The organism is Streptomyces sp. AM25, assembly GCF_058146165.1.
Genome location: NZ_JBKIWN010000020.1, coordinates 165,276 through 189,379 on the forward strand (window position 1 = coordinate 165,276; position 24,104 = coordinate 189,379).

Sequence of the window (24,104 nt, forward strand, 5' to 3'; positions counted from 1 at the left end):
AACATCGTCGCAGCGTTCGCCACACAAGCGCCACACCGTACCCCCGTACGATTTCTTTCATGGCTTCGATCAAGACCAACCCGCGCAAGTCCGGGGACCCCTCGTACACGGTGGTGTGGCGGACCGGCGGCACCCGATCGGGGCGCTGGCAGCGCGAGACCTTCGATGATGTGGATACGGCGGAGCGGTTCCGTGACCTGGTCAACGGTCACGGACAGCAATGGCCGCCGGGGTGGGTCAAGGGCGAGGGGTTCGTCGAACGGGAGTCGCCCGTGCCGGACTCGGAGATGTTCCCGGTGTTCGCCCATGCCTACGTGGGGCTGCTGACGGATATATCCGACCATACTCGGATCAACTACACCAGATTCATTGATAACCACATGATTCCGTGGTTCGGAGAGCTGTCGGTCTCCGACCGGGGAGCCAAGCTCACCCGGAACCACGTCAGCCAGTGGATTCTTGACCTCCAGAACGGCAGACCTGGCCCGCTTCACCCCGCCGGGACCACACGCCGGTCGTACGCACCGAAGACGATCGCCAATCTGCACGGTCTGCTCTTCAGCATCGTCCAGTCGGCGGTGGACGCCGATCCGTCGTTGCGTGACGCGAATCCGTGCGCGCACACCCGCTTGCCCAAGGGGAACGACACCGAGGACGACGAGGTGTTCCTGGAGCCCGAGGAGTACGCCCTTCTGCGGGCCCACCTTCGTGCCGACGCCGTGGACATCGTTGATGCGCTGGTGAGTACCGGCCTCCGGTGGGGCGAGATCACGGCGCTGCAGCGCAGGGACTTCACCTTCGTGTCCAAGAGGCCGACGCTCCGCGTGCAGCGGGCATGGAAGCGGCGGGGAGAAGGCGGCGGGACGTTCCTCGGCGCCCCCAAGACGAAGAAGTCACGCCGGACCCTCGTGCTCACCCCTGACCAGGTGTCCCTGTTCCAGCGGCTCTGCCTCGGGAAGAAGCCAAGGGATCTGGTCTTCACCGCCCCTGAGGGCGGGGCCTGGCACTCCGGGGTCTTCTTCGCGCACCGCTGGAAGCCTGCCCTGGACGCGGCCAACGACGCCGGGCTCACCAAGCGCCCGCGTATCCACGACCTTCGCCACACCCACGCCTCCTGGCTCATCGCCGGCAAGGTCCCACTGCCCGTGATCCAGGCCCGCCTGGGCCACGAGTCGATCACCACCACCGTCGACCGGTACGGACACCTCCTGGAGTCCTCGGACGACGAGGTCGTGGCAGCCGTCGAGTGGGCGATGAGCGCCACGGTGCCGCAGGACCTCACCAAGGCGGCGTGAAGTCCTCCACGGACGGCAGGAGACCCGGTCACCCCGCGGGGTGACCGGGTCTCCTGCCGTCGTTTGCCCCAGGGTCGGCCGACTGCACCCGACCCGAGGTGGCACAGCGTCCTCCACTGGTCCGGTATGCCAGCCGGTATCCACCCGGCGACGCTTTCGGCCTCATCGCCCGCAGTGCATGCCGATCTCCGGCGGTCAGTATCTTGACGTATGCACTGGGTGTGCATACGTTCGGCCCCATGATTCTCACAACGGCACGAGAGTGCGCCGACCGTTGGGGTGTCAGCGAATCGATGGCCCGCCGAACCCTCGCTCCGCTCGACTCCGTCGACCGCGACCCCAGCAGCGGTGCCATGCGCTACGACCAGGCGGAGGCCGATGCTGCCCGCGCTGCCCAGCCCGGACGCGGCAGCCGCTTGGACCTCAGCGCCGAAGCCGTGACGCCCGAGCACTTCCAGCGACTCATCGCTGATGAATCGATTCCGGCCGCGCACCGCGCACTGTGGGCGTTGCTGTGGGAGGGCGGCGTCCGCCTGGCCGATGCCCTGTCGCTGGACGTACGGGACGTCGACCTCGACCACCACCAGGTCAGCGTGGATTACCCCAAGCGCGACAGCGACGAGCGCACCGTCCCGCTCAGCGACCAAACCGCGGCTCTCGCGCACGCGGCCATGGCTGATCGCTCCGAGGGGCCGTTCCTGGCGGACGGGCGCGGCGCCGCGCTGGGTCGCCAGGCGGCGGCCAGGGTTGCCCGCCAGGTGGCCAAGACGAACATCCATGCCTTTCGGGCTGGCGGCCAGGAGATACGGCGGATCGGTGGTCGGCCGCGGCGCGTCAAGTACCCGAGCGCGTGGACAGAGCCCGAAGCCGAAGGCGTCGACAACCCTTGCTACTGCGAGTGCAAGCACGTACATGCGCACCACCGGAGCGCGTGCGAGGGTACGGCGGACCCGTCTCTGCTGGTAGATGTCGTGATCGAATTCCCTGTGACGGGGAAGGTGAAAGACCGGCGGCTGAGGCCGTTCTGCCGGAGCTGCTACGACGCCATCTGGGCCGAAGGGTATGCCGAGGTGAAGATGGCGGAGATCGCCAAGGCTGAGCGCAAGAGGATCAAGGCTGAGCAGGAGTGCGAGAAGGGGACTGGGCAGTCGATCTGAGGTGCACCCGCCTGCTGCTGAGCGCCTCGTATACGGAAGCCGCCAATGCCTTCGGCGGCTTCCGCCATGTGCGGGTGCCGCGGCAGGATCTTCAGTTTGTCGATGACCTCGCAGCTCAGTTCCTCGCCGGCCGATGGACGCCTTGCCCGGAGGAAGAGCGCCGTCCGGCAATCCTTTCGCTGGCCACCAGCGCTGACGGCGGTCTCGTGTCGGCGGCGGGTGAATCGTCTCGTCCCCAGGGGAACCGGGCGGAGTATGCGTCGGCCGCCCGGTCAGAGGCCGCAGTGCGGGCACCGGCCACTCGGCCGGCCACGGGTCTCCACAGCCAGCCCGCGATCTCGCATCCGCCCAAGGTGGTACGCGACCGTGGAAACGCTGGACAGCCCGACAGCCTCAGCGAGATCGCGCATCGAAGGCGCTTCGCCGTACTTGGCGACGTACTCCCGCGCACTCCGGGCGATCCGTATCTGCTGATCGGTCAGGTCGATCACGATGCCTGCTCCTCCTGCTGTCCGTACGCGCGTGCCTGACGGCGCAGTTCTGCTCTGGCCGCAGGCATTCCGCTGGGAGCTGCGTCGAAGTAGGGGTGCCAGACCAGGCGCACTGAGAGGCGGTGCAGCCGGCGGCGCAACGCTGTCACGTTGCGAGGGCGGGGCACCGCGAGGGCCTCGTACGTACGGTTCCAGGTGCGCTGGAGCCGGACAAGGTCGTCGGGTACTCCGGGGGAAGGGGGCGGGCGGCATGGCCGGAATTGAATCACGTGTTCGATTTGCGGTGCACGTCGAACCGCCCGATGTGATGACGGGCAACCCCGGGCACGGCGGCTCGATCTGCCTGTGTCGCAGTGGCAAGGGTGGTGTGATGGGGGTTGATTACCACCCTCGGAGAGATCGGCGGAAGCGTGGCCAACCGGCAGAGCGGCATTGTGAAGTGGTTCAACGGGGAGAAGGGGTACGGCTTCATCACCCCTGACGGTGGGGGCGACGACCTGTTCGTCCACTTCCGGGCCATCGAGGGCGAAGGCTTCAAGAGCCTCACGGAGGGGCAGAGGGTGTCCTTCGTCGCCGAACGAGGCCAGAAAGGCATGCAGGCCGCGCAGGTCCGTCCCGAGTAGCCCGTGCATCGTGCCATCGCGTCTGCGAGTTCCTCTTGGGCGCGATGGCACGCACCAGCCGCCAGCCCCGGCAGTGCTGCCCTGCTTCGGGCAGCCGACGGCTTCCGGGCGTTGCCGTACGGCGAGGTAGATAGCCTGTCGCTATGTCAGAGCATGTCATTCCGGGTCGCGCGGGTGACCTGATCTCTCTGGGCGCTGCGGAGGTTCTGTGGGCCGGTTTGACGGCTGGCAGTGCTGTGCCGACGGCTGCTGGGGTGTTCGCCGGTCCTCCTGCCGGTACCCGGGCCGGGTATGTCCTGCTCGGCGGCCGTGTGGTGGCGGTGGTGAAGACGGGCGGCGGCCGGTGGGGTGTTGCGGAGGGCGAGGTGCGCCGGGCCGCCGCGGAACTGGACATGGTGGAGATGGACCACGGCCTGGTCCGCATCGGACCGTTCCGTGACGCGCCGCAGCAGGAGCACAGCGAAGGCACGCTGCTGCGCTGGCGCCAGCGCGTCATGCAGGAAGTGCAGGAACCGGGCGGCCCTGGGCAGACAGCACGGCGTGAAGACGGCAGGGCATGCCACCTGGCGGGGATCGACTGGCGGCAGGTGCTCGTGGAACGAGCCCGTGACGGGGCGGTGCGGACGTGGTGGCTGCCGCGTTCTGTGGTCAGGCTGCTGGACGCGGCCGAGCACGCCGAAACACAGTGGCTGCACGCCACGTCGGCCCGCCAGGCAAGCACAGCCGATACCGGACAGCCTTCTGATCACCGGCAGACCCGGGCTGCCGGCCGCCGGCAGACGGCGAGCCCCGAGGGCCCAGCCGCCGCGCTGCGTCTGTACAACGGGGAGTTGGAGGGCCAGTTGTACTCGGTGCTCAGTAGGAAGCCCGGCTTCTCCCGCAAGGTGGCCCAGTGGATGTGCGCCGTCTGCCGCACCGTGCCAGCCACCGTGCTCGATCATTGCCATGAACACGGCTATGCCCGTGCCCCGGTATGCCACTCCTGCAACACGCAAGAGCGGCCCGACCACCTGTACAGCAACGACATCCGCGTGGCCGGCCACTACCTGCACCTCTTCGACACCCACGCCGCCGACTGGCTGCGCCACTGGCACCGCTGCCCCGGCTGCCGCGCCCGCACCACCCTCCCGCTGCCCCACCTCGCCGCATGGACCGCCCACATAGCCTGCCGGTCACTGCGCCCGACCCACCGCGCCTCCCGCAGGCGCGAACCCTGCGGCGTGCTGCGCGTGTCCTGGACCGGCAGCCAGAACGCGCCGCGTTCCTGCCTGCTCACGGTCACCGTCGACTTCTGCCCCTCCGGCGAACACCGCCTCCTGGCACAAGTCCCCTACCGCGAAGCCGCAGAGCAGTTCCGCACCTGGCTGGCCGAGACCGCCCCCGCCGTGGCCGCCGCAGCCGGCCCCGACCGCCTGGACGGCCTCCCCGCCCAGCCCCGGCCCGTCATCGCCGATACCAACGGCGAGGGCCTGGCACTGTTTTGACCGGACACCGGGGGAGACTGGCGCTGCCCACTGCCGCAAGTTATGCCAGCGGCGGGCTTGTTCAGCGGGGCGTGCCGTCCTGTTGCGGGATGTCGGTTGGGTGTGGGAGTGAAGAGGCGGCGTTGCATTCGCGGCAGGGGACGGTGCGAGGCTGGCCGAGGGCGTCGAGGGCCTGGTCGAGGCTGATAGGGGTGGCTCCGGGCTGGCAGCCGACGACATGGAGCAGTCGGGCCCCGGGGTGGCCCGGACGGTGGGGGAGGTCTTGTACGGTCCAGGCTTGTCGGCTACTGCTGTTGTTGCTCGTGCGGGTGGGGACGCTGCTGTAGTCGCCGCCTTCGAGGGGGCGGACGTGGCAGGCATCGAGCCAGACACCGTGTTCCACAGGTTCCGGGTGAACGCTGCTGCCGGGGGCCCAGACGGTGATGCCCACCCGGTACTGCCAGCCGCCGGCAGCGCGCCGCCGCTCGTACAGCCTGGCCCGCAACTCCTGGCCGTCGGGCAGCGTGACGGCCACCCGCGCCGCATCCCTCGGCATTCTCCGGGCTCCCTCCGCGCTCACCGGCATCCTAACCGCGGATTCCAGCGCCCTTCATGGATGTACGCGAGGGCGCGGTACGGGCCAGGCGTCTACACCTTCTTTCCTGATCCGTAAGGGAGTTGAGTCGCACGAGCTGTTACCAGAGGCTGAGGGGGCGTCCCGCTGCTGCCGCTGCCTCGATGCGCTTGCTGATCTGTGCCTCGGGCTCGCCGTTCGCGCGGCCGGTGCGGATCGCTGCTCCGATGGCCCGGGAGCGGCCCGCCGGCCCGCGCAGGTCGGCCAGTGGGCTGCCCGGGTTGCGGCGCCGGGCGAGCCACTCGGCGCGGTTCTCCGCCGGGGTGCCCAGCCGGAGGTGCAGCGGCTGCTGGCACGAATGGTTATCGCAGGTATGGCAGACGGTCGGGCTGTCGGTGCCCCAGCCCAGACGTGGGATCACCCCGTGCGCCAGCTGGTAGCCGTACAGGTGTCCCGGCACCGTCCCCCGCCGGGTCCGGCCCGGCAGGGACGCCGCCCGGAAGGACGCATGACCCGTATCTGAGACTCCGGCGGTCCAGAACCAGCAGCCGGACTCCGACGAGGTGCGGTGGACCTTTGCCCAGTAGCGGGTCCGCACAGCCTCGTCGTCCAGCCAGACCGCCCACTCCGCCGCCGGGATGCGTACGGGCGCCGGCTCCCCGATCAGCGCGAGCTGCTCGACCGGCGCGGACCCGGACTGGCCCACTGCGGAGAGCGGGAACAGGCCGGGTCCAGGACCGTCGTCAGGCAGCATCAGTGTGGCCGCTGCGCGATGCGCCGTCAGCCTGCTGACGCCCGTCCGCCGTGACCTCCTGCTGCGATTCCGAAGATCGGGAGGATCGCGGTCGGCGGGCGCGAGGACGCGCGGCACGGGTACGCAGTCCGTCGATGACATCCTTGGCCCGCGCGGCGGTAACAGGCTTCGCCTCCCTCTCCAGCTCCTCCGCTGGCACACCGAGCAGATCCGAGACCAACTGCGCGTCGCCGTCGAACAGCCTGAGGGCGGCAGCGACGGCTTCGCGCGCTGTTATCTGGGCCTTCTCCTGGGCCAGGGCGGCCTTCGCGGCGGCGTCCCGCGCCGACAGCACGTTCGCCGCGGCCAGTTCACGCGTCTTGGCCTGGAGGGCCTGGTTCGCCCGTACCCGCCGCCGCAGTTCGGCCGCGCTCACCGTGGCCGTAGAAGTCGTGCTCGTGCTCATCCGCCCACCCCGCGGTGTTGATCGAAATACCTGCTCATGGCGCGCACCGTAGGCACAGGTCCGCGGCCATCTCCACCCTGGGAGTGGCGCCGGTCACAGACGGATGCCTCCGGCGGGTCCTACTCGGAGGGGGAGAGGGCCAGTCGCTCGACCGTCGCGCCGTCGTTGGTTGAGGTGAGGGGGCGGGGTTCCCTCCTCGATCGGCCGACCCAGCAAAGCGCACCGCACCACAGGGGTGGGAGGTCGTACGTCCGGATCCTCAAATTCCTCCGTTCCTCTGGAATTTGAGGCTTCCGGGCGCTCCACCTCCCACCCCTGCGCCACGGCACACTCCGCAGAGCCGTCCGACCGAGGAGGGAACCCCGCCGAGGCCCGGTGCGGCCGAGCCCGGCCGGAGGACAGCCGATCAAGCAGCCGGGGCACGGGAAACCCCAGGGTAGAACTTGCCTGAGACTCTATAACGTGGTTTAATTAATGGTGTCGGAAGGGGGAGGGCAACACCCCCGACCGGCACCCCCGCCGAGCCGAACCGGGCCCGGCGGCCCCTCTCGCCAGGAAAGACGAAGCGCGATGAGCAACGCCGCGACCGCAGCCGGCCCGAAGGTCACCCCTGTCCAGTGGGAGACGGTCCCCGTCTCCGAACTGGCCGCCCATCCGGGCAACCTCCGCGAAGTCCAGGTGCCTGCGGACCTGTTGGCCGCCGTCACCGCCAACGGTGTCCAGGAACCCCTGTACGTCGCCGAGACGCGCGGCGGCGTGCCCCAGGTGATCGACGGGTTCCTCCGGCTGGCAGCCGCCATTGCCGCCGGGCTGGAGACCGTGCCGTTCGCGCCGCGCCCGGTCATCCGGATCGACCTGCTCACCCCGCACCCGAAGAACGCCCGCGAAGACCTCGACATCAACACACCGTTTGTGGAGTCGATTCGCGTCGAAGGGTGCCGCATCCCGGTCAAGCTCCAGCGGCTGGAGGGCGGCATCATCCAGGTCAACGACGGCAACCGAAGGTTCTTCGGGTCGCAGGAGGCAGGTCTTACACACCTGCCGTACGAGTGGGAGGACGACGACCGGGACGAGGCCGGGCAGTTCCTCGACATGATCACCACCGCCCAGCACCGCAAGGCGCTGAGCCGTGGCGAGATGACCGCCGCCATGTTCGCTGCGGCCGAGGCGGGCGCCCAGGTCGGCCGGATCGCGAAGGCTGCGGGCGTCCGGCAGAAGGACGTCAAGGCCGTCGTCAAGGTCAAGGGCGACAAGGCGCTGAACGAGGCGGCCACCAGCGCTAACTACGCCTGGACCTTTGATCAGTTGGCCGCGCTCAGTGAGTTCGCCGACGACCCCGATGCGCTCGCCGCGATCACGGAGGCCGCCGAGGAGGCCGCCGAGGACGAAGACGCCGCCGACGAAGTCGACTGGACGATTGCGATCGAGCGGACCAAGCGCGACAAGCGCGAGCAGGCCGAGGCCCACCGCGCCGAGCTGGAGAAGGCCGGGCAACGGGTCCGGGACAGGGCGGAGCTGTCCGACCGGACAATGCCGGTACGGCGGTTGAAGGCGCCGGACGGCGCGTCCATCAGCCCGGAGGAGCACGCGGCCTGCAAGGGGCATGTATGGGTGCTGGAGGACGCAGACGATGCACGGCTCACGTCGTACTGCACCTCTCCCGCCCTGTACGGCCACGCCGGGCCCGGCAGCCCCGTGGGCGGCAGTGGTCAGACCGCCGCCGACACGGAGGCGGAGAAAGCGGCCCGCGCCGCCGTCAAGAAGGGGAACATCGAGTGGGATGCCGCCGAGGGCAGGCGCCGCCAGTGGCTCGCGGACATGGTCAAGCGCCGCGACCTCCCCAAGACGGCCACCAACGCCCTGATCGGCCACGTCAACGCGGCATTGCTCGGCGGTCAGTGGGGGCTCTGCGACGACCTGAACAAGGGGCCCACGACCGAGATCCTGGCCATTCTGCTCGGACTCAGCGGCGATAAGGCGAAGCACCGCATGGACTTCCCCGAGCACGTCGCCAAGGACCCCCGCCGGGCCCCGCAACTCCAGTTCGCCGCCGTCGCCGCCGTCCGCGAGAAGTCCGCCAACCGGTTCGCATGGCGCACCGACAGCCAGCGGTGCAACGAGATCAGGAAGCCCACCGCCAGGTGGTTCGCGATCCTCGCAGCGCTCGGGTACCAGCTCACCCCGATTGAGCAGGCCGTGAAGGACGACGAGCCGTACGACCCGAACAAGAAGAAGCGCACCGCGATCACGGCCAGCGCCGAGCCCGAGCAGGCCGACCAGGCGCCCGCCGCCGACGAGCAGCCCGCCGACGACGCAGCCGCCTAAGACCCTTAGCCGCACGATGCCGGGGTGGGACGCACCGCCCGCCCCGGCAACCCCAGGAGACCCACAGTGACCCGTACAGCCCCGTTCGAGACCCTCGCAGACGACCACGGGTGCGGCTGCATCCCCGCCCCCGCCGAGCCCGGCCCCGGCACCATCGCCGACATCATGCAGGCCCGCGCCATCGCGGACGCCCTCGCAGAGTTCGGCATCGGGCCCGCCCGCTGGTCTGCCGCCTACGACTACCAGGCCGCCGCCGTCGCCCTGCGCGTGGACACCCCGCGCGGACTGTACGCACTCACCATCCCCGCTCCCGGCGAGCCCTTCCCCGTCCGCCACCGGGGCGAGCGCATCGGCGCCCTTGACTGCCGCCGCACCTACGGCACCGCCGACACCTACACCGCCGCCCTGTTCGCCGCGTTCCTCCGGGACCGCGCGGCGCTGGACATCCCGGGGCGCGATGTTTGCCCCACGCCCAAGAACATGGTTTAATTAATGGTGTTGGAGGGGGAGGGCAACGCCCCCTCCGGCCACCGGGCCGCACGCGGCCCGACCGGATCCCGGCCGAACGCGGAGGGCAACCCGCCCGGCCGGGCACTCATCACCTTTCACCAGCAGGAGTACGCACGATGAACAGCGCAGCCATGCGGTTCGACATGCCGGCCGCGTCCGCCAGCCATGTCCGTCAGCTTGTCGAGGCCACCAACGCCCGCGCCGCCGTCCACGGACTGACTGCCTACTCGCTCGACTTCTCCGCCCCGTTCCTCGCGGACTACAAGGGCCCGTTCGACGGCCGCATCATCGGCAAGCGGCCCACCGTCACCGTGACGATCTTCGGGGAGATTCCCCGTCACGGCGGCTGGACGGTCGTGGCCCGGCTGGACCACGACGAGGAAGGGGAAACGCTCCTCAGCGCCTTTCCCGGACTGCCCGACCAGCTTGCCGCCGAGGTGAGCCGACAGCGGGTGATCGAGAACTTCTGCCACGGGTGCAAGGTGGACCGCCATCGGACTGCCACCTACCTTGCACGTCACGACAGCGGCGAGTACCGGCAGTTGGGCACGACGTGCGTGGAGCCGTACACCGGACTGCCGATCAAGGGTCTTGAGGCGCTGTGGCGCTTCGGCAAACTGAAGGACTCCGATTGGGACGACGACAGCGGCGAAGGTGGATACCCCGCCGATCTGCGGGTACCAGTTCCCGAGGTGCTCCGGGTGACCGCCGCCATCGTGGCCCAGGAGGGCCGCTACTACAGCCGCGCCGAGGAGTGGAAGAACACCAGCCCGACCGCAGACGGCGTCTTGGCGTACTTCTTCGACCGCCGCGCGTCGGCCGAGTGGCGCGCGGCCGTCGACGCCGAGCCCCAGGCGCCCGCCGTGGCCGCCGCCGTCCGGGAATGGGCCGTGCAGGGATACGGCAGCGCCAACGACTACCGCCACAAGGTGGGCCAGCTCGCGAAGGGCGAGACGATCGCGCACCGCCACTTCCCGACGCTGGTGTCCGCCATCGCGGGATGGCACCGCGACCAGGAGAAGGCCGCCGACGAGCAGGCCGCCCGCAACTCGACACCACAGGGCGCCAAAGGAGAGCGGCTCACCATCACCGCCACCGTGACGACCGTGATCGAGCTGGAAGAGCGGCACTACGGCTACCACGCCCAGCGCCGCCGACTGGTCAAGTTCCGGGACTCCAGCGGCAACGTCTATGTCTGGTTCAGCAGTGCCGCCGACGTCCCCGACAGGGGCGACGAGGTCGAGGTGACCGGCACCGTCAAGGAGCACAGCGCCTACGGCGAGGTTGCGCAGACCGTACTGACCCGTTGCCGCGTCACCGAACGGCAACTCGCCGCCGCGTGACCGCCCGTCCTCAAGACCGCACAGGAAGGACCCCAGCCATGAGCGCAGACATGCACGTCATCACGCCCGGGTGGACCGTACAGGCCCCCTACGTCCGAACGACGCTCCGCAGAGCGCTTGCACTCCAGTCCACACAGAACGTGTGGACTGGCACGGAGCACATCAGCAACGCGCGGGCGATGATCTACGGCGACGAGTTGCCGGATTCCGGCCGATGGGTGCTCACGAAATCCCAACTGACAACGCTCGTCATCGCGTTGAAGTGGCGCCGCGCGAACCGCGAAAGCTTCGGTGCGAACATCGCCCCTGACACGCTCGCGCATTACGTGGAGATCGAGGAAGCCATTCACCAGGCTTACCGATCAGCCTGCCATGCGGAGGGCCGCTATTGGATGTAGCGGAATTGCCCCACCGCTCAGAACGTGGTTTAATTAATGGTGTCGGAGGGGGGCAACACCGCCTCCGACACCTCCCAGGGGCAGCCGGCCCCCGGAGTCCAGCCTTTCTCGCCAGGAGATGACGTCATGGCCCGCAAGTCGCAGATGAGCCAGGAAGAACGCCGCGCCTACACCGCCCAGATGCGCGCCGAACTCGAATCGGTCATGGACCGCGCGTACGGCGCCATGGTCACCGACGAAGCGTTCTGGACCACCGTCCTGCGCGTCGCCGCCACGCTGCCGGACCGCAGCCCCGTCAACGCCGTCGCCATCGCAGCCCAGTGCCCCCACGCCACCCGCGTACTCAGCGCAGGAGACTGGCGAAAGGCCGGGCGCCACCCTGTCAAGGGCTCCACCTCCATACGCATTTGGACCCCGATCAAGCGCCGCACCGCCACCGCCCAGGACGCCCCCGCAGCCTCCGGTGACGCCCAGCAGGTACCGGCCGAGACCCCCGTCGAGGGTGGCCCCCGCAAGGTCTCCGGATTCAAGGCCGGACCCGTTTTCGACCTCTCCCAGACCGAGGGCGACGAATGCGAGCCCCCCGCCGCGCCCACCGCGCCCGCCGCGCTCCCCGCATCCGTCATCCGTGACGCTCTGGTCACCCGGTACCGGGAGACGTACGGCGAGGACCCCGAGCGGGCCGGAGGGTTCGACTTCAGCCAGCAGGCCCCGGAGGACGCCGCGCGCATCCTGCTGTACGGCCATGCATGGCGCCGCATCCCCGCAGCCGTCGCCTCGATGCCGGGCCAGCATGTTGCCGAAGTCGCGTCCGCCGCCCATGTCGCCGCCCTTGTGCTCGGAATCGCCCCCGGCCCCGCCGTCATGCCCCCGCTCGCGGGCATCCTCACTTCGGACAAGAAGCCCCCCGTTCACGCGTCGGTCGTCCGCGTCGTCGAGACCGGCCGCGCCATCGCGGACGCCGTCACCGCCGCAGCCCGTGAACTGGCAATCGTCGGTTGACCCGAACCCCATAACGTGGTTTAATTAATGGTGTCGGGGGGGGGGCAGCACCGCCTCCGACACCACCGCCCAGGGCAACGGGCGGAAACCCCGCCTCTCACCAGGAGAATTCATGAACAACGCTCAGCAGACCGGCAACCGGACCACCACCCAGTTCGCCCCCGGGACACTCGTGATCGGCCGGGTCTGGCTCGCCGACCAGCAGCACGACCCGCACCCGGCAATCGTCGTCGAATCCTTCGACGGCGAGATCGCGAGTGCTGCAACCGTCTGGTTCTGGACGCTCGGAGCCCCGGAGCCCGGCGAGACCGTCCAGCTCATGCACCCGGGCGAACTCGTCCGGATCGACGACACCTTGACCACCATGGACGCCGCCGCCTTCTGGAGCATCACCAGCTGCGTGGGCAACGGCTTCTCGTTCCTGTGCAGCGAGGGCCGTGCACTGCGAGAAGCGGTCCGGGAGGCGTGGGAAGCCCGGGTGGCCACCCTCGAAGGCGCGAAGGCCACGCAGGGCTGATCCCCCGAGCGCCCCGCCGGTCCGGGGGAGGGCAACACCTCCGGACCGGCGCCCCCGAAGGGGAAGCGGGACACCCCCTTCGGGGGCGGCAGCAACAAGGCCCGGTGCGTTCACCGCCGCTGGCCGACTCCGCCGCAGGCGGCTCCGCCGGCCACCGCCGGGCACCGGGACGGACGCGCCCCGCGGGGGCGCGGCTGCCTCTGCCGTCGCGCAGGGCGCGACGGCCCGCGAGCCGCTCGTCCCTCCCGGCCCGCGCTGGTGGCGCAGGCCGCATTTCACAGCAACGTTCCGCCCTTCGGCCGGAACGAACTCTCTCACCAGAAAAGACAGTTCAGTGACCACTCAACTCCTTGACCGCCCCATAATCGTCACCGTCGCCGGAGACGAGCTGGACAGCACCCCCACCCCCGGCTTCGGCCAGTCCGGCCACCTGACGGCCTTCCCGGAAGTCGGCGTCACCGACACCTCCCGGGCCGCCGTGCCGTACCGCATCGGAGCCCCCGACACCGCGTGCCGCTACCCCGTGATCATCGGCGACAACTGGGTGATCGGGCAGGCCCACCGCTGGCACCGCGACTGGTGGATCGACTCCAGCGCGGGGGAACACAACCTCGGCCGCCCGCCGACGGGCCCCAAGCGCGCCTCGGGCATCGACATGGCCGCTGCCTACCTCGCCGCGGAGTACGCCGCCGGTCGCATCACGGCCGTCCCGCTCGACCAGGTCTGTGCCGAGGCGCCCAAGCCGTTGTGCGGCCCGGTGCCCCTCCTGCACCCGCGGATGCCCGCGACGGACCGCAACATCAAGAGCGCCATCACGGCGTTCGAGGGACTCGCGGCCCACCACTGGCGGGCGGTCCTCACTGGGTTCCCCGGGAGCGATAACCACTGGTATCTCCGCTGCGGACTGTGCTCGTGGGAGGGCCCGAAGTTCTGGTCCCACCTGCGCGGGCGCAACGGCGCCCCGCCGTCTGCCCACCGTCACGAGGGCGGGTGCATCGGCAAGGACCGGGTCCGCGAGCTGATCACCGCCTACCAGCAGTAGACCGACGCCGGGGGCGGCGTGACGCCGCCGCCCCCGGTCCTCTCCCGAACGGACACCACCATGCCGACCCGCTACAGCCCCGAAAGCGTCCTCATCCCCACGGACCCCGCCGCGATCCTCGAATGGGCCGCCTGCCACATCGAACACGTCGGCATCCACCAGGGCCCCGGGCTCTTCAACGCCCCCGGCCGCACCGCTCGACTCGCCTGCTGGCCGCGCGGCGCCATTGCCGTCGCCGCCGGCCACGGGCGGGGACAGGCCGGACGCACCTACGACTGGGACCGCATCCACCGTGCCCGCGACGAAGCACTCCGCATCCTCGCCGCCCACCTTGCGGGCCACCCCGTCGACGCCGACGACCCCGCCACCGTCGCGCGGCTGCACCGCGACGTGATCGACCGATGGAGCACCGCCGCCGGCCGCTCCGCTGACGATGCCGCCCACGCCTTCCGAGCCACCGCAGGCAGCGCCAGCCACCTCTTCTAACCGGCCGGGGGGCGGGGTAGCACCGCCCCGCCCCCCGCCACGTCACCACTACACGTTCGAAGACCGAGAGCCCAGCACCGTGACCCCGACGAAGAATCCCGCCGTCACTGCCTCACGACCACCGCGCCGCCGTGGCGCCGCCGAACTCAGTCATGACGGTGTCGCCCGCATCACCGTCCCCCTTCAGCCCCGACTCAGCGCCTCCGAACTCACCCGCGTACTCACCGCCGCGCCGACCACGATCGACTTCACGGCACTCGATCCCGTCCGCGTCCGCTCGCTCATCGCCGAAGTCCTCACCCAGCACGGCTACGACGTGCTGACCCGCTCTCCCTACGATCCGACGGAAGACCGGCACCAGGACGCCCGGCGAGCAATACGCGCCGCCTACGGACACCGCTTCCGTCACGACGTCGACGAACAACGCTTCCTCGCCGAGCCGCTGAGGGAGACCTTCGCCGCCGGCCTCCTGGGCGACGAACCGTGACGGCCACCGCCGAGCCGTGCGGCGCCCGAAACCGGCAGTCCTACTACTGGCAGGTGCGCATGGCCCGGACCCGCGCACTGGAAGCCGTGAACCGCTTCGAGACCTGGCACATCGAGGCCGGACACCCAGGCGGGACCTACACCGACCTCGGACACGGCACCACCCCGCCGAACCACCACGCCCCCACCCTGCTTGCCCGGCGAATCCCCGGCGGCCAGGACAACGAATACCGCGGAGCCTGTCTCAGCTGCGAGTGGGAGGGAGAGACACGGCGAGGCGACAAGTGGAAGGAGGCCGAGAACACAGCGGTCGAGGACGCGCACGACCACGCCTTCCCCGGCTGGCGCTCCCTCCCGTCAACCACCAAGAACAAGGATCGATGGGACCTGCCCAGGAACGTTCGGCTCTGGAAGCAGCTCACTTCCCTCTACCCGCCTGGCTGGGTGGACCAGGGTGCCCCGCTGCTGGTCTGGGCGCGTTACCGCGACGAGCCCCACGACCCCCCGCACAAGGGTCGGCCCCGGTACGAACTCCGCGTGGACAAGCCTCTGCAGAAGGGGAGCACCGCTCTTGCCGAACAAGCGTCGCTGTTCTGACGGCCAGCGGCGCCCTCGCGCCCGAGCCCCGCCCCTACTCGCAGAAGGTGGTTTAATTCTATCGCTGTGGTCTGGGCAGGCAACACCCAGACCGGAATACCGGGCACTGCTGCCCGACGCGTACACGTCGAAGCGGCACCCCCAGCCAGAACGAAAAGACGGCCAGCGCACAAGGGCAACAAGGCGCTGGCCGTCGAGCCTTTCACCAGAAAGACCCCACCATGCTAAGCGAACACGACCCGGCCCGTCCCCAGCCCGGCGACTTCGCCCAGCTCAGAGCCGGTAACAGCATCGATGCCAGACCGGGCGACACCTTCGTCATAGTCGAGGACTTCCCCGGCGGAGAGCACCTCGTGCTCAACCGCCCCGCCGGCCACCCCCATCGCGACGACTGGGCCGCCGTCCTCGTGCCCGACGAGATCGCCAGCCTCACCCGGGTCACCCCCGAAGGCGCCCGCACCTGGACACCGAGCCCCGGCCCCGAGCCCCGCTCATGACCCCGCCGGCATTCCCGGCCCCCGAGCCCGAACAGGAGACGACAGTGCACCGCGACGACGGCCGCACGCTCTACTCACGCGCCGACCTTCAAAAGGAACACGGCCTGAGCGAATCCACCCTCCAGAACCTCTGGACCAACCGCGAGGAGAACGGCCACCCCGACGCCGAGATCATCGACGGCGTCATGCACTGGGAAAGCGCCGTCTGGACGCCCTGGTACCACGAACTCCAGCGCGCGCGGGCCGCCGCAGCCACCACGAACCCGCCCGACCTCACCGGTGACCCGGAGGACGAAGTCACCCCTGCTGAGGCAGCACGCATCTGCGGATACGCCGACACCAGCACCATCTCCCACAACGTCAAGCAGCCCCCCGAGCACTGGCCGGCCCCGGTCAGCTACGACCTGCTGCCCAGCGGCCGACAGCGACCGAAGTGGAAGCGGTGGGAGCTGTGGAAGTACGTCGCCGAACGCAAGGGACGCGGCCACGCCGGCGGACGGCCCAAGGGCCGCCGCGGGCTGGCCTACCCATACCAGGGGGACCCGAGGCTCGTGCTCGCCCGCCAGGTCATCGAGGCAAACCCCGGCGCGACGAACACCGAGCTGATCCCCCTGCTCGAACAGCAGGCGGAGAAGCCCTCCTCACGCCCGACCTGGATCCGCATCCTGACCTCCGCACGGGAGCACCCCGAGGAGGACCCCTCGTGACCGAACCCCGATGTCCCCGGTGCAGCAGCGCGCTCGGCGAGCAGTCGGCCCGCTCCCGCCTCACCGCCGATCGCGACGTACGGATCTGCTCCGCGTGCGGCACGGACGAAGCCCTGCGCGCGGCCACCGGCCGGTCGCCCGTCCCCTTCGGGGACTGGCCGCTCGGCTCATAAGAACACCGACAGCACCACGGAGAACGTGCCGCTGCCCCACACGGGGCAGCGGCACGTTCGTCTTTGGCATCGCGCGGTGCCGAGCAACGGTTCTCGCCGGGGCGGACCAGGGGTACGCCCACCGCCGCGTCAGCACTGCGCCTGTGACAAGCGGACACCGAGATCGACCAGCGCAACGGCCATTCCCATCAGGCCCCACTGACCCGCCCCCGGCTCCGATCCGCAGGTAACAGCCTCCGAACCACCCGAGGCAGAAGCCTTGAAACCACACCGCCGATGTCCCCGTAGGAAGCAGCTGTCCTGTGCCACCGAACCTTGAGCGATTGCCATCGAAGTTTGATCTAAGTCTCTGTGATCAGAGCGACGCTCGGTCTGGCGTATCTGGTCAGTGCCCGTGTTCCCCGTTGTCGGCGCCCAGTTCGGGGTCGTCGGACATGGCACGCAGCATCGCGACGGTCTGGGCGTCGGTGAGCGCGGCGCCAGTGGCCCGTCGGCGGGCGTCATCGGCGAGGCCGAGTTGGGCTTCGAGCGCGAGCATCGCAGCGGGTGTGTCGGTGGCGGGTGCGCCGTCGGGTTTGTGGCCGAGGCAGATGAGCGGCTCCGGCAGGTCACCGCAGCGAGGGCAGCGCAGATTGTCGGGGGTGGGCTCGGACATTGCGTCTCCTTGACCTGCGGTGCTCAACCTTTGCTGACACTAACGACCCTGTTGCCCATTCGGTAGAAGGGCTGGTCAGAGCTTGATCCACTGGGCAGGGTGGAAACGCGGCCGCTCCTTCGTCCCGGCCGTAGGGGGTGCGATCATGTCGATGCAGCCGCGGCCGTGGCCAGACCCGGCACCCGAGGTTGTCCGGGCAATCCGGGCCAAGCACTACGGGCGTGACCTGCCCTTGCCGGTAGCGGTCCGCGACCGGCTCGGGGAACTGTTCCCCGACGCCGAGTTCGCCGACGCGTTCGCCACGACCGGCCCCAGTGGCTGGTCACCGGGGCGTCTCTCGCTGATCACCGTGTTCCAGATGGCCGAGAACCTCACCGATCGACAGGCCGCCGACGCGGTCCGCGACCGCCTGTCCTGGTCCTATGCCCTGGGGCTAGGACTTGAGGACCCCGGCTTCGACCACAGTGTGCTCACCCAGTTCCGTACCCGCGTCCTGGACCATCAGCTCGAAGAGAAGGTTCTTGACCTTCTGCTCGCTCGCCTCAAGGCGATGGGCCTGCTCAAGGCCGGCGGCAAGCAGCGCACCGACTCCACGCACGTCATCAGCGCGGTCCGTGATCTGAACCGTCTGGAACTGGCCGGGGAATCGGTCCGCGCAGCGGTAGAGGCCCTGAGCTGTGCGGCCCCGCACTGGGTCGGGACTGTCCTGGACGTGCCTGGCTGGTCCCGCCGCTACGACACCCGCATCGACACCTGGCGGATGCCGTCCTCGGCCGCGCGGCGCGAGGGGCTGGCCCGCACCTATGGAACGGACGGCTTCGCCCTGATCAGCGCCGTCTACGATGCGCGTTCGCCGGTCTGGCTGCGCGAACTGCCTGCGGTGCAGGCCCTGCGGATGGTGCTGGTGCAGAACTACACCCGGCGCATCGACCGCGTCGGCCGGGAGACGGTGACCCGCCGGGAACGCGCAGAGGAGGGCGGGGACGGGCTGCCGCCCGGTCATCTGCGGCTGGCCTCGCCCTACGATCTCGACACCCGGTGGTCGGCCAAGCGGGAGATGTTCTGGAACGGCTTCAAGCTGCACATTTCCGAGACCGCGACCGACCTGCCCGAAGCTGAGCGCACCGGTCCCAACTTGATCACCAATGTGGCCACCACCGCCTCCACCGTGCCGGACGTCAACGCGCTGGAGGGCATCCACGCACGCCAACGGACCCGGGACGTACTTCCCGGAAGGCACTACCTGGATTCGGGATACGCCAGCGCCGAGGCGATCACCAGCGCGGCGGCGACCTACGGGGTGGCGCTGATCACCCCGGTGCTGCTGGACACTTCGCGCCTGGCTCGGACAGGACAGGGCTTCGACCAGGGCGCGTTCACCATCGACTGGAAGTACCAGAGCGTCACCTGTCCGCTGGGGCAAACCAGTACGTCGTGGGTCCCGTGCCTGAACCGGGGCAAACCGACCATCGTGGTTGCATTCTCCAGGGCGGTCTGCGGCCCGTGCCCCGCGCGAAAGCAGTGCACCACCGACCGAGACGGGCGCCGGCAACTGTCGTTGCGCCCGCAGGCCATGACCGAGACGCTGCGCTCGGCCCGGGCCGAGCAGGCCGGACGGGACTGGCAAGCCGACTATGCACTGCGGTCGGGGGTCGAAGGGACCATCCGGCAGGCCGTCGCGGTCACCGACAGCCGCCGGACCCGCTATCGGGGGCTGCCCAAGACTCATCTGGAACATGTCTTCGGCGCCGTTGCATTGAACCTGGTCCGGCTGTACGCGTGGTGGTATCGCAGACCGCTTGACCGGCGACGGACCAGCCACCTGGCTCGCCTCGAACTCACCCTCGCTGCGTAGATCACATCAATGGGCAACAGGGTCACTAACTCGCGTTCGTCAAGGTTCGTTGGCAAACGGTCAAGATTCGGTGGCACGGGACAGCAGCGACGATCACGCTCTCTCCGACCGATCTTGAATTCTGAGGACCAAGGTATCGTCACTTCGTGACGATACAATCGGCCAAGATGACGGGATTTGATCGAGGCTGACCGGGGGAGGTGGGCGGGCCGGTGGGGTGGGCAACCGTGATCGGTCCGTCCGAGGAGCAGACCGAGTACCGCCTGACCGGCGGCCACGGTTGCGGGAAGGCCGCCACCGTCGATGCCGCCCCGCTCGTTGCCGCTATCGAGGCCGCGGCCGAAGAAGCCGGAACCAGTGTGGCCCAGCTCCTCGGCTCCACCGAGGCCAAGAAGGCGTTCTTCCGCGCCCGCACCCAGTTGCGGAACGCCAAGAACACCCGGTTCTCCACATTCGACGCCGTCGAAGTCGCCGCCGCGGCGGGTCTCGACGCCCGCGACCTCTACGGGGAGGCCATAGTCCCCGCCCCGGCCGCCGATGGCCAGGTCGACTACCACCTGAGCGCGAGCGAACGCCCGCTGATGTGGATCGGGTCCGGACTCGCCGAGTTCGACATCGTCCCCGGCAGCACCTTGGCGCCCGAGCAGTTCCAGGCCGCCCGCCGCCTCATGCGCGGCGAGGACCCGCGCACTGGTCAGACCCTGGTGGAACCGAAGCTCGCTATCGCCCCGGCCGCCAAGCTGTCTGCGGCCCCCCTGGCCCGAGCTATCCGCCGCAGTGCCGCCGAACGCGGTGTGAAGCCGGAAACACTGCTCGACTCCCAGCGCAAGAAGACCGCCTTCGCCACCATGGAGCGGCAGCTCACCCGGTTCGGCGAAGCCCACAAGGTCCCTGCCTCCACCCTGCTCAAACTCGCCGGCGCCGTCGGTATCGACGCCGCCGAGCTGTACGGCGAACAGGCCCTGGAGAAGGCACTGCTTGCCGAGTCCGGCGGGCGGCTCGACGCCCGCGCGCTCCTGCATGCCGTCGAGGACAAGGCCAGCGCGACGGGGCAGCAGCCTGTGGATCTGTTCGACTCCCGGTCCATGAAACGGCGCTACCAGCAGACCGAGGCCGAAGGCAGCCGTCGCCTGCGGGACCTGCCCATGGCCGTCCGCGAAGCCGTCGCCATGGCCAAGGCCGCCGGCATCGCTCCCGAGCAGGTCTGGGACGCGGAAGAGATCAAGGCCGCCATGCGCGAAGGCCGCGTGGAAGTCGGCAACCGGGGCACCGACGTCACCTTGGATCTGCCCAAGAGCCAGTCCGTATTCCTCGCCTACGCCCCGCCGGAGATAGCCACCGAGGTGGAGGGCGTCTTCACCTCCGCCGGACGCGAGGCCGTCGAGGCTCTCGAAGGCTGGACCGCATACGGGATGCGCGGACGGCACGGCGACGGCCAGTCCGCCGAGATCATCGGCACGAGTGGGTTTTCCGGGTGGCTGATGATCCACCGCGCGGCCCGGCCGGTTGACGGTGCGCCCTACGGCGACCCCCACTTCCACCTGCACTTCACCCTGGCCAACATGGCCAAGGGCACCGACGGGCAGTGGTCCACTGTGGCCGCAGGCGGCCGTGACCTGCACCGCCACACCCGGGCGACCCAGTCCCTGATGAACGCCCGCGTGCGCCGCGAACTCAACACGCGCTACGGCATCCGCTTCCGCCGCGAAGAGCGCACCGGGGCATGGGAAATCGCCGCCATCCCCGAGGCCACCATCCGGCTCTTCAGCAAGCGCGACAACCAGGTCCGCGAACTGCTCACCAAACTCGGACTCGACTACGACAGCGCCACCCTGCGCGAACGCACCGCCGCCTCGGCCGCCTCCAAGGCCGCCAAGAACGGCGAAGCCGCGGGCGTCGCAGATGACGTCCTGCGCGCGTACTGGCAGGCCGAAGGACGCGCTGCCGGCGACGACCCCGACGCCATCACCACCGGAGCCGTCGGCGAATCGGTCGATCAGCCGAACCCGAACCTGGACGAGCTGTGCAGCATCGTCTTTGACCCGAAGACGGGACTCACCGCGCACAGCAAGGAGTTCACGCACGCCGCCGCCCTGTCAGCTGTACTCGAAGCTCTTCCGTACGGCATCGGCACCGCTGCCGAAGCCGAGCAGCTCACCAACGCCGTGCTCCAGCACGCCGGGTACGCGGTCAAGCTCGACCCCCGGGGCGCCCAGCACTACGCGCACGCCGACCGGTACACGACTGCGGACATCGTGGCTGCCGAAGCGCTGATCGTCTCCGAGGCCACCCGCCGCCTTGGCGAACAGACGGCGGTCGTCAGTGGCGACACGGTCGCGATGACCCTGTCTACCGTCGAGGCCCAGCACGGCGGGGACTTCGCGTTCTCCGCCGAGCAGCGCGCCGTGCTGGAACGGCTCCTCACCGCTGGACACGGCATTGACTCTGTCGAGGGCGTCGCGGGCGCGGGTAAGACAACAATCATGGATGCCGCCCGGCAGGCATGGGAGGCCCAGGGCCTGATCGTCGCGGGAGCGAGCACGGCGGCCGTCGCCGCCGCCAACCTCAAGGCGGAAGCCGGGATCACCTCCCGCACCCTCGCCTCCTGGCTCATGGGCATCCGCAATGGCGGGCGAGGGCTTGCCGGCGTGGACGTTCTGGTCGTGGACGAAGACGCCATGTGCGATGACCGCGACATCGCCGAACTCCTCGAACACGCAGCGACAACCGGCACGAAGATCGTCGGCATCGGCGACCCGAAGCAACTGCACTCGCCGGGCGTCGGCGGCCACTTCGGCGCCGTCCATCGCATCGTGGGCGGTCTGAAGCTGACGGAGAACTTCCGGCAGAAGGACGCCGTCGAACGCCGCGCGCTCCAGCTCTGGCGCGATGACAAGCGCATGGAATCGCTGCGGACCTTCGCCAGCACCGGCCGCGTCCACGCCCTGGCCAACAAGGACGAAACGCTCGCCGCGATGCTCACCGTGTGGGCGGACAAGCGCGCCGCACACAGCGACGACCACACCGCCGTGCAACAGCTCCTCATGCTGGCTGCCACGAACGAGATCGTCGAAGAACTCAACCTCGGCGCCCGCGCCCTGCGCAAGGCCAGCGGCGACCTCACCGGCCCCGAACACACCTACGCGCTCCCCGGTGGACGCGAACTCACCCTCTCCGTCGGCGACCAGGTCCTCCTCCGCGTCAACGACTACCGTGCGAAGAAGAGCCAGGGCGCGAACCACGACGTGCTCAACGGCCACCGCGGAATCGTCCGCGCCGTGGACGACGAACGCCGTGTCCTGGTCGAGTGGCGGGAGAAGACCGCCGACGGCCACGAGGACCACGCCGAATGGGTGGATGCCGACTACATCGCCCAGGGCGGACTCGGCCTCGGATACGCGATCACCGGTCACAAGAGCCAGGGCCTCAGCGTCCAGGAAGCCCTGGTCTACGGCCCCGGCGCCCAGGCGAACGCGCTCTACACGATGATGAGCCGCGACAAGAAGGAAGCGCACCTCTTTCTCCCGCTGTCCGTCTACGAGACCGAGACCGACCGGGCCCGTGCAGGCGAACCGGAGACCGACCGGGAACAGCTGGACCGCGCCGTCGCTGGCCTCATCCGCGAGATCGAGACCGGCACCGAAGAGCGGATGATCCTCACGGAACTCCCGCCGAACGCTGTCCCCGCACACCTCCGCGAGATCGTTCCGGACCTGCCGACACCCCGCGCTCCCGGAGCCGGCGAACCGGAGCACGATGACGCACCGGAGCCTGCCCGCACACCCGGCAAGGCCAGCCGACGCACCGCCGCGGACCGTTCTGCAGGAACAGCCCACGAGCCCACCGCACCGGCAGAACCGCGGCCGTACAAGCACCTGGGCAGCGCAGCCCTGCGCGATGCGATCCGCAAGGCGGCAGCCGCTACCCGGGCCGCCGAGCGCGAGGCAGATGCGGCCGAGGTCAAGGCCACCCGGGCCGAACAACAAGCGGCCACGGGCAGCGGACCGAACGCCCTCGCCTTCAACCGCCGGTACGAGGACCTGACCGTGCGTACGGACGCCATCCGCGAAGTACGGACCGTGACCGACACGATCACACGCCGCACCGAAAGCCAGAACCACGTCACCGAACGACTGCACCGCCTCGAAGAGCAGCTGACCGCCACCGGGCGATTCGGCCGCCTCGCACTGCGCGGCGATGACCGGGCGCGCGTCGAAGCCGAGCGCGACGGCCTGCGCCGCCAGCACGCCGAAGGCGCCCACGAGCTGGAGGCCCTGCACACGCGACTGGGCGACCTCACCGCAGTCGCCGGACCCATCGACGAGCACGACGAGGTACTCGCGGAGATGGAGACCGTGAAGCGCGACAAGAGCAGCCTGCTGCAACGTGCCCGAGGGCGTGACCACGACGCGGCGAAGACCCTCCGCACCGAGGCAACCCGAGCGCGCAGCACAGCCCGCGGAGCAGCTCACCGCGAAGCGAACCTCCGGACAGAACTCGCACGACGCCGTCGGCCTGGCACCCCCGAGCCCGACGAACCACTGACTTCTCCGGCGCCCTCCCGGGCGCCGAGCGCGAGCCACCCGTACGCCGAGCAGTACCGTTCGGCTGACGCAATCCAGCACGGTGAGACGGTGGATACGCGTCCTGTCCCGCCCGCGTGACAGGACAGGTACAAGAGCGCGGCTCGCCCCACCAACCACCTCTGG

The 24,104-nt window shown here is 69.6% G+C and carries 25 protein-coding genes; 19 read left to right on the top strand and 6 right to left on the bottom strand.

The genetic code is table 11. From position 1 onward, the window contains the following. The first annotated feature begins 59 nt into the window (after nt 1-59). Nucleotides 60-1,295 carry a tyrosine-type recombinase/integrase gene (locus tag ACLHRZ_RS26440; protein WP_490421015.1) on the top strand — a complete coding sequence of 412 codons (1,236 nt, stop codon included), beginning with the start codon at nt 60-62 and terminating at the stop codon, nt 1,293-1,295. Between the two features lie 239 nt (nt 1,296-1,534). After that, entirely contained in the window at nt 1,535-2,452 is a 918-nt protein-coding gene (locus ACLHRZ_RS26445; RefSeq protein ID WP_490421016.1) for a tyrosine-type recombinase/integrase, read from the top strand. A 272-nt stretch (nt 2,453-2,724) separates the two neighbouring features. Here ACLHRZ_RS26445 and ACLHRZ_RS26450 read toward each other — a convergent pair whose 3' ends face one another. Together ACLHRZ_RS26450 and ACLHRZ_RS26455 are read right to left on the bottom strand one after the other, a co-directional pair. Beyond that, the gene (locus ACLHRZ_RS26450) at nt 2,725-2,943 is read right to left on the bottom strand and encodes a LexA family protein (protein ID WP_490421017.1); all 219 of its coding nucleotides are present in this window, start codon (nt 2,941-2,943) and stop codon (nt 2,725-2,727) included. Next, nucleotides 2,940-3,452, bottom strand: a complete 513-nt coding sequence (locus ACLHRZ_RS26455; protein ID WP_490421018.1) for a DUF8825 domain-containing protein — start codon at nt 3,450-3,452, stop codon at nt 2,940-2,942. The genes ACLHRZ_RS26450 and ACLHRZ_RS26455 overlap by 4 nt, the downstream gene beginning before the upstream one ends. Here ACLHRZ_RS26455 and ACLHRZ_RS26460 point away from each other — a divergent pair. Then, a complete protein-coding gene (locus tag ACLHRZ_RS26460) occupies nt 3,354-3,566 on the top strand; it encodes a cold-shock protein (protein ID WP_359361313.1) in 213 nt (70 codons plus the stop codon). The genes ACLHRZ_RS26455 and ACLHRZ_RS26460 overlap by 99 nt on opposite strands. Nucleotides 3,567-3,709: 143 nt before the next feature. Further along, entirely contained in the window at nt 3,710-5,050 is a 1,341-nt protein-coding gene (locus ACLHRZ_RS26465; RefSeq protein WP_490421019.1) for an endonuclease domain-containing protein, read from the top strand. 61 nt (nt 5,051-5,111) lie between these two features. Here ACLHRZ_RS26465 and ACLHRZ_RS26470 read toward each other — a convergent pair whose 3' ends face one another. From ACLHRZ_RS26470 to ACLHRZ_RS26480, 3 genes are all read right to left on the bottom strand, one after another. Continuing rightward, on the bottom strand, nt 5,112-5,585 hold the full coding sequence (locus ACLHRZ_RS26470; protein WP_490421020.1) for a DUF6233 domain-containing protein: 474 nt from the start codon (nt 5,583-5,585) through the stop codon (nt 5,112-5,114). Between the two features lie 139 nt (nt 5,586-5,724). Further along, complete coding sequence (locus ACLHRZ_RS26475; RefSeq protein ID WP_490421021.1) at nt 5,725-6,357, bottom strand: hypothetical protein; 633 nt, start codon at nt 6,355-6,357, stop codon at nt 5,725-5,727. Then, nucleotides 6,347-6,802: a hypothetical protein gene (locus ACLHRZ_RS26480; RefSeq protein ID WP_490421022.1), complete on the bottom strand. Its 456-nt coding sequence runs from the start codon at nt 6,800-6,802 to the stop codon at nt 6,347-6,349. Before ACLHRZ_RS26480 ends, ACLHRZ_RS26475 begins: the two co-directional genes overlap by 11 nt. Nucleotides 6,803-7,372: 570 nt before the next feature. On the opposite strand from ACLHRZ_RS26480, the gene ACLHRZ_RS26485 reads away from it, so the two are divergent. The 13 genes from ACLHRZ_RS26485 to ACLHRZ_RS26545 all read left to right on the top strand — a co-directional run bounded on the left by ACLHRZ_RS26485 (nt 7,373) and on the right by ACLHRZ_RS26545 (nt 16,885). Continuing rightward, nucleotides 7,373-9,127: a ParB N-terminal domain-containing protein gene (locus tag ACLHRZ_RS26485; protein ID WP_490421023.1), complete on the top strand. Its 1,755-nt coding sequence runs from the start codon at nt 7,373-7,375 to the stop codon at nt 9,125-9,127. A gap of 66 nt (nt 9,128-9,193) precedes the next feature. After that, entirely contained in the window at nt 9,194-9,616 is a 423-nt protein-coding gene (locus ACLHRZ_RS26490; protein WP_490421024.1) for a hypothetical protein, read from the top strand. Nucleotides 9,617-9,753: 137 nt separating this feature from the next. Next, nucleotides 9,754-10,980, top strand: coding sequence for a hypothetical protein (locus tag ACLHRZ_RS26495; RefSeq protein ID WP_490421025.1), 1,227 nt, complete (start codon nt 9,754-9,756; stop codon nt 10,978-10,980). Nucleotides 10,981-11,018: 38 nt separating this feature from the next. Beyond that, a complete protein-coding gene (locus ACLHRZ_RS26500; protein WP_490421026.1) occupies nt 11,019-11,378 on the top strand; it encodes a hypothetical protein in 360 nt (119 codons plus the stop codon). A gap of 126 nt (nt 11,379-11,504) precedes the next feature. Next, entirely contained in the window at nt 11,505-12,380 is an 876-nt protein-coding gene (locus ACLHRZ_RS26505; protein ID WP_490421027.1) for a hypothetical protein, read from the top strand. A gap of 112 nt (nt 12,381-12,492) precedes the next feature. After that, the gene (locus ACLHRZ_RS26510; RefSeq protein ID WP_490421028.1) at nt 12,493-12,897 is read left to right on the top strand and encodes a DUF6409 family protein; all 405 of its coding nucleotides are present in this window, start codon (nt 12,493-12,495) and stop codon (nt 12,895-12,897) included. 334 nt (nt 12,898-13,231) lie between these two features. Beyond that, nucleotides 13,232-13,939, top strand: coding sequence for a hypothetical protein (locus ACLHRZ_RS26515; RefSeq protein WP_490421029.1), 708 nt, complete (start codon nt 13,232-13,234; stop codon nt 13,937-13,939). Between the two features lie 60 nt (nt 13,940-13,999). Beyond that, nucleotides 14,000-14,425: a DUF6197 family protein gene (locus ACLHRZ_RS26520; protein ID WP_490421030.1), complete on the top strand. Its 426-nt coding sequence runs from the start codon at nt 14,000-14,002 to the stop codon at nt 14,423-14,425. Between the two features lie 79 nt (nt 14,426-14,504). Beyond that, nucleotides 14,505-14,912: a DUF6181 family protein gene (locus ACLHRZ_RS26525; protein ID WP_490421031.1), complete on the top strand. Its 408-nt coding sequence runs from the start codon at nt 14,505-14,507 to the stop codon at nt 14,910-14,912. Further along, a complete protein-coding gene (locus tag ACLHRZ_RS26530) occupies nt 14,909-15,508 on the top strand; it encodes a DUF6349 family protein (RefSeq protein ID WP_490421032.1) in 600 nt (199 codons plus the stop codon). Before ACLHRZ_RS26525 ends, ACLHRZ_RS26530 begins: the two co-directional genes overlap by 4 nt. A 221-nt stretch (nt 15,509-15,729) precedes the next feature. Continuing rightward, complete coding sequence (locus ACLHRZ_RS26535; RefSeq protein WP_490421033.1) at nt 15,730-16,005, top strand: DUF6211 family protein; 276 nt, start codon at nt 15,730-15,732, stop codon at nt 16,003-16,005. A 44-nt stretch (nt 16,006-16,049) separates the two neighbouring features. Beyond that, nucleotides 16,050-16,712 carry a hypothetical protein gene (locus ACLHRZ_RS26540; protein WP_490421034.1) on the top strand — a complete coding sequence of 221 codons (663 nt, stop codon included), beginning with the start codon at nt 16,050-16,052 and terminating at the stop codon, nt 16,710-16,712. Beyond that, nucleotides 16,709-16,885 carry a hypothetical protein gene (locus ACLHRZ_RS26545; protein ID WP_490421035.1) on the top strand — a complete coding sequence of 59 codons (177 nt, stop codon included), beginning with the start codon at nt 16,709-16,711 and terminating at the stop codon, nt 16,883-16,885. The genes ACLHRZ_RS26540 and ACLHRZ_RS26545 overlap by 4 nt, the downstream gene beginning before the upstream one ends. Before the next feature lie 385 nt (nt 16,886-17,270). On the opposite strand, the gene ACLHRZ_RS26550 is transcribed toward ACLHRZ_RS26545, so the two are convergent. Next, on the bottom strand, nt 17,271-17,540 hold the full coding sequence (locus ACLHRZ_RS26550; RefSeq protein WP_490421036.1) for a hypothetical protein: 270 nt from the start codon (nt 17,538-17,540) through the stop codon (nt 17,271-17,273). A gap of 145 nt (nt 17,541-17,685) precedes the next feature. Here ACLHRZ_RS26550 and ACLHRZ_RS26555 point away from each other — a divergent pair, with 145 nt between their 5' ends. Then, on the top strand, nt 17,686-19,395 hold the full coding sequence (locus tag ACLHRZ_RS26555; RefSeq protein WP_490421037.1) for a transposase: 1,710 nt from the start codon (nt 17,686-17,688) through the stop codon (nt 19,393-19,395). A gap of 227 nt (nt 19,396-19,622) precedes the next feature. Continuing rightward, a complete protein-coding gene (gene mobF / locus ACLHRZ_RS26560) occupies nt 19,623-24,059 on the top strand; it encodes a MobF family relaxase (protein ID WP_490421038.1) in 4,437 nt (1,478 codons plus the stop codon). Nucleotides 24,060-24,104: the final 45 nt, after the last annotated feature.

Bases quoted from the DNA above. Each gene is read 5' to 3' on its own strand.
- ACLHRZ_RS26535 (WP_490421033.1), top strand. From the start codon at position 15,730: ATGCTAAGCGAACACGACCCGGCCCGTCCCCAGCCCGGCGACTTCGCC.
- ACLHRZ_RS26550 (WP_490421036.1), bottom strand. From the start codon at position 17,540: ATGTCCGAGCCCACCCCCGACAATCTGCGCTGCCCTCGCTGCGGTGAC.
- ACLHRZ_RS26445 (WP_490421016.1), top strand. From the start codon at position 1,535: ATGATTCTCACAACGGCACGAGAGTGCGCCGACCGTTGGGGTGTCAGC.
- ACLHRZ_RS26555 (WP_490421037.1), top strand. From the start codon at position 17,686: ATGTCGATGCAGCCGCGGCCGTGGCCAGACCCGGCACCCGAGGTTGTC.
- ACLHRZ_RS26480 (WP_490421022.1), bottom strand. From the start codon at position 6,802: ATGAGCACGAGCACGACTTCTACGGCCACGGTGAGCGCGGCCGAACTG.
- ACLHRZ_RS26495 (WP_490421025.1), top strand. From the start codon at position 9,754: ATGAACAGCGCAGCCATGCGGTTCGACATGCCGGCCGCGTCCGCCAGC.
- ACLHRZ_RS26440 (WP_490421015.1), top strand. From the start codon at position 60: ATGGCTTCGATCAAGACCAACCCGCGCAAGTCCGGGGACCCCTCGTAC.
- ACLHRZ_RS26470 (WP_490421020.1), bottom strand. From the start codon at position 5,585: ATGCCGAGGGATGCGGCGCGGGTGGCCGTCACGCTGCCCGACGGCCAG.
- ACLHRZ_RS26520 (WP_490421030.1), top strand. From the start codon at position 14,000: ATGCCGACCCGCTACAGCCCCGAAAGCGTCCTCATCCCCACGGACCCC.
- ACLHRZ_RS26500 (WP_490421026.1), top strand. From the start codon at position 11,019: ATGAGCGCAGACATGCACGTCATCACGCCCGGGTGGACCGTACAGGCC.
- ACLHRZ_RS26505 (WP_490421027.1), top strand. From the start codon at position 11,505: ATGGCCCGCAAGTCGCAGATGAGCCAGGAAGAACGCCGCGCCTACACC.
- ACLHRZ_RS26475 (WP_490421021.1), bottom strand. From the start codon at position 6,357: ATGCTGCCTGACGACGGTCCTGGACCCGGCCTGTTCCCGCTCTCCGCA.
- ACLHRZ_RS26465 (WP_490421019.1), top strand. From the start codon at position 3,710: ATGTCAGAGCATGTCATTCCGGGTCGCGCGGGTGACCTGATCTCTCTG.
- ACLHRZ_RS26510 (WP_490421028.1), top strand. From the start codon at position 12,493: ATGAACAACGCTCAGCAGACCGGCAACCGGACCACCACCCAGTTCGCC.
- ACLHRZ_RS26485 (WP_490421023.1), top strand. From the start codon at position 7,373: ATGAGCAACGCCGCGACCGCAGCCGGCCCGAAGGTCACCCCTGTCCAG.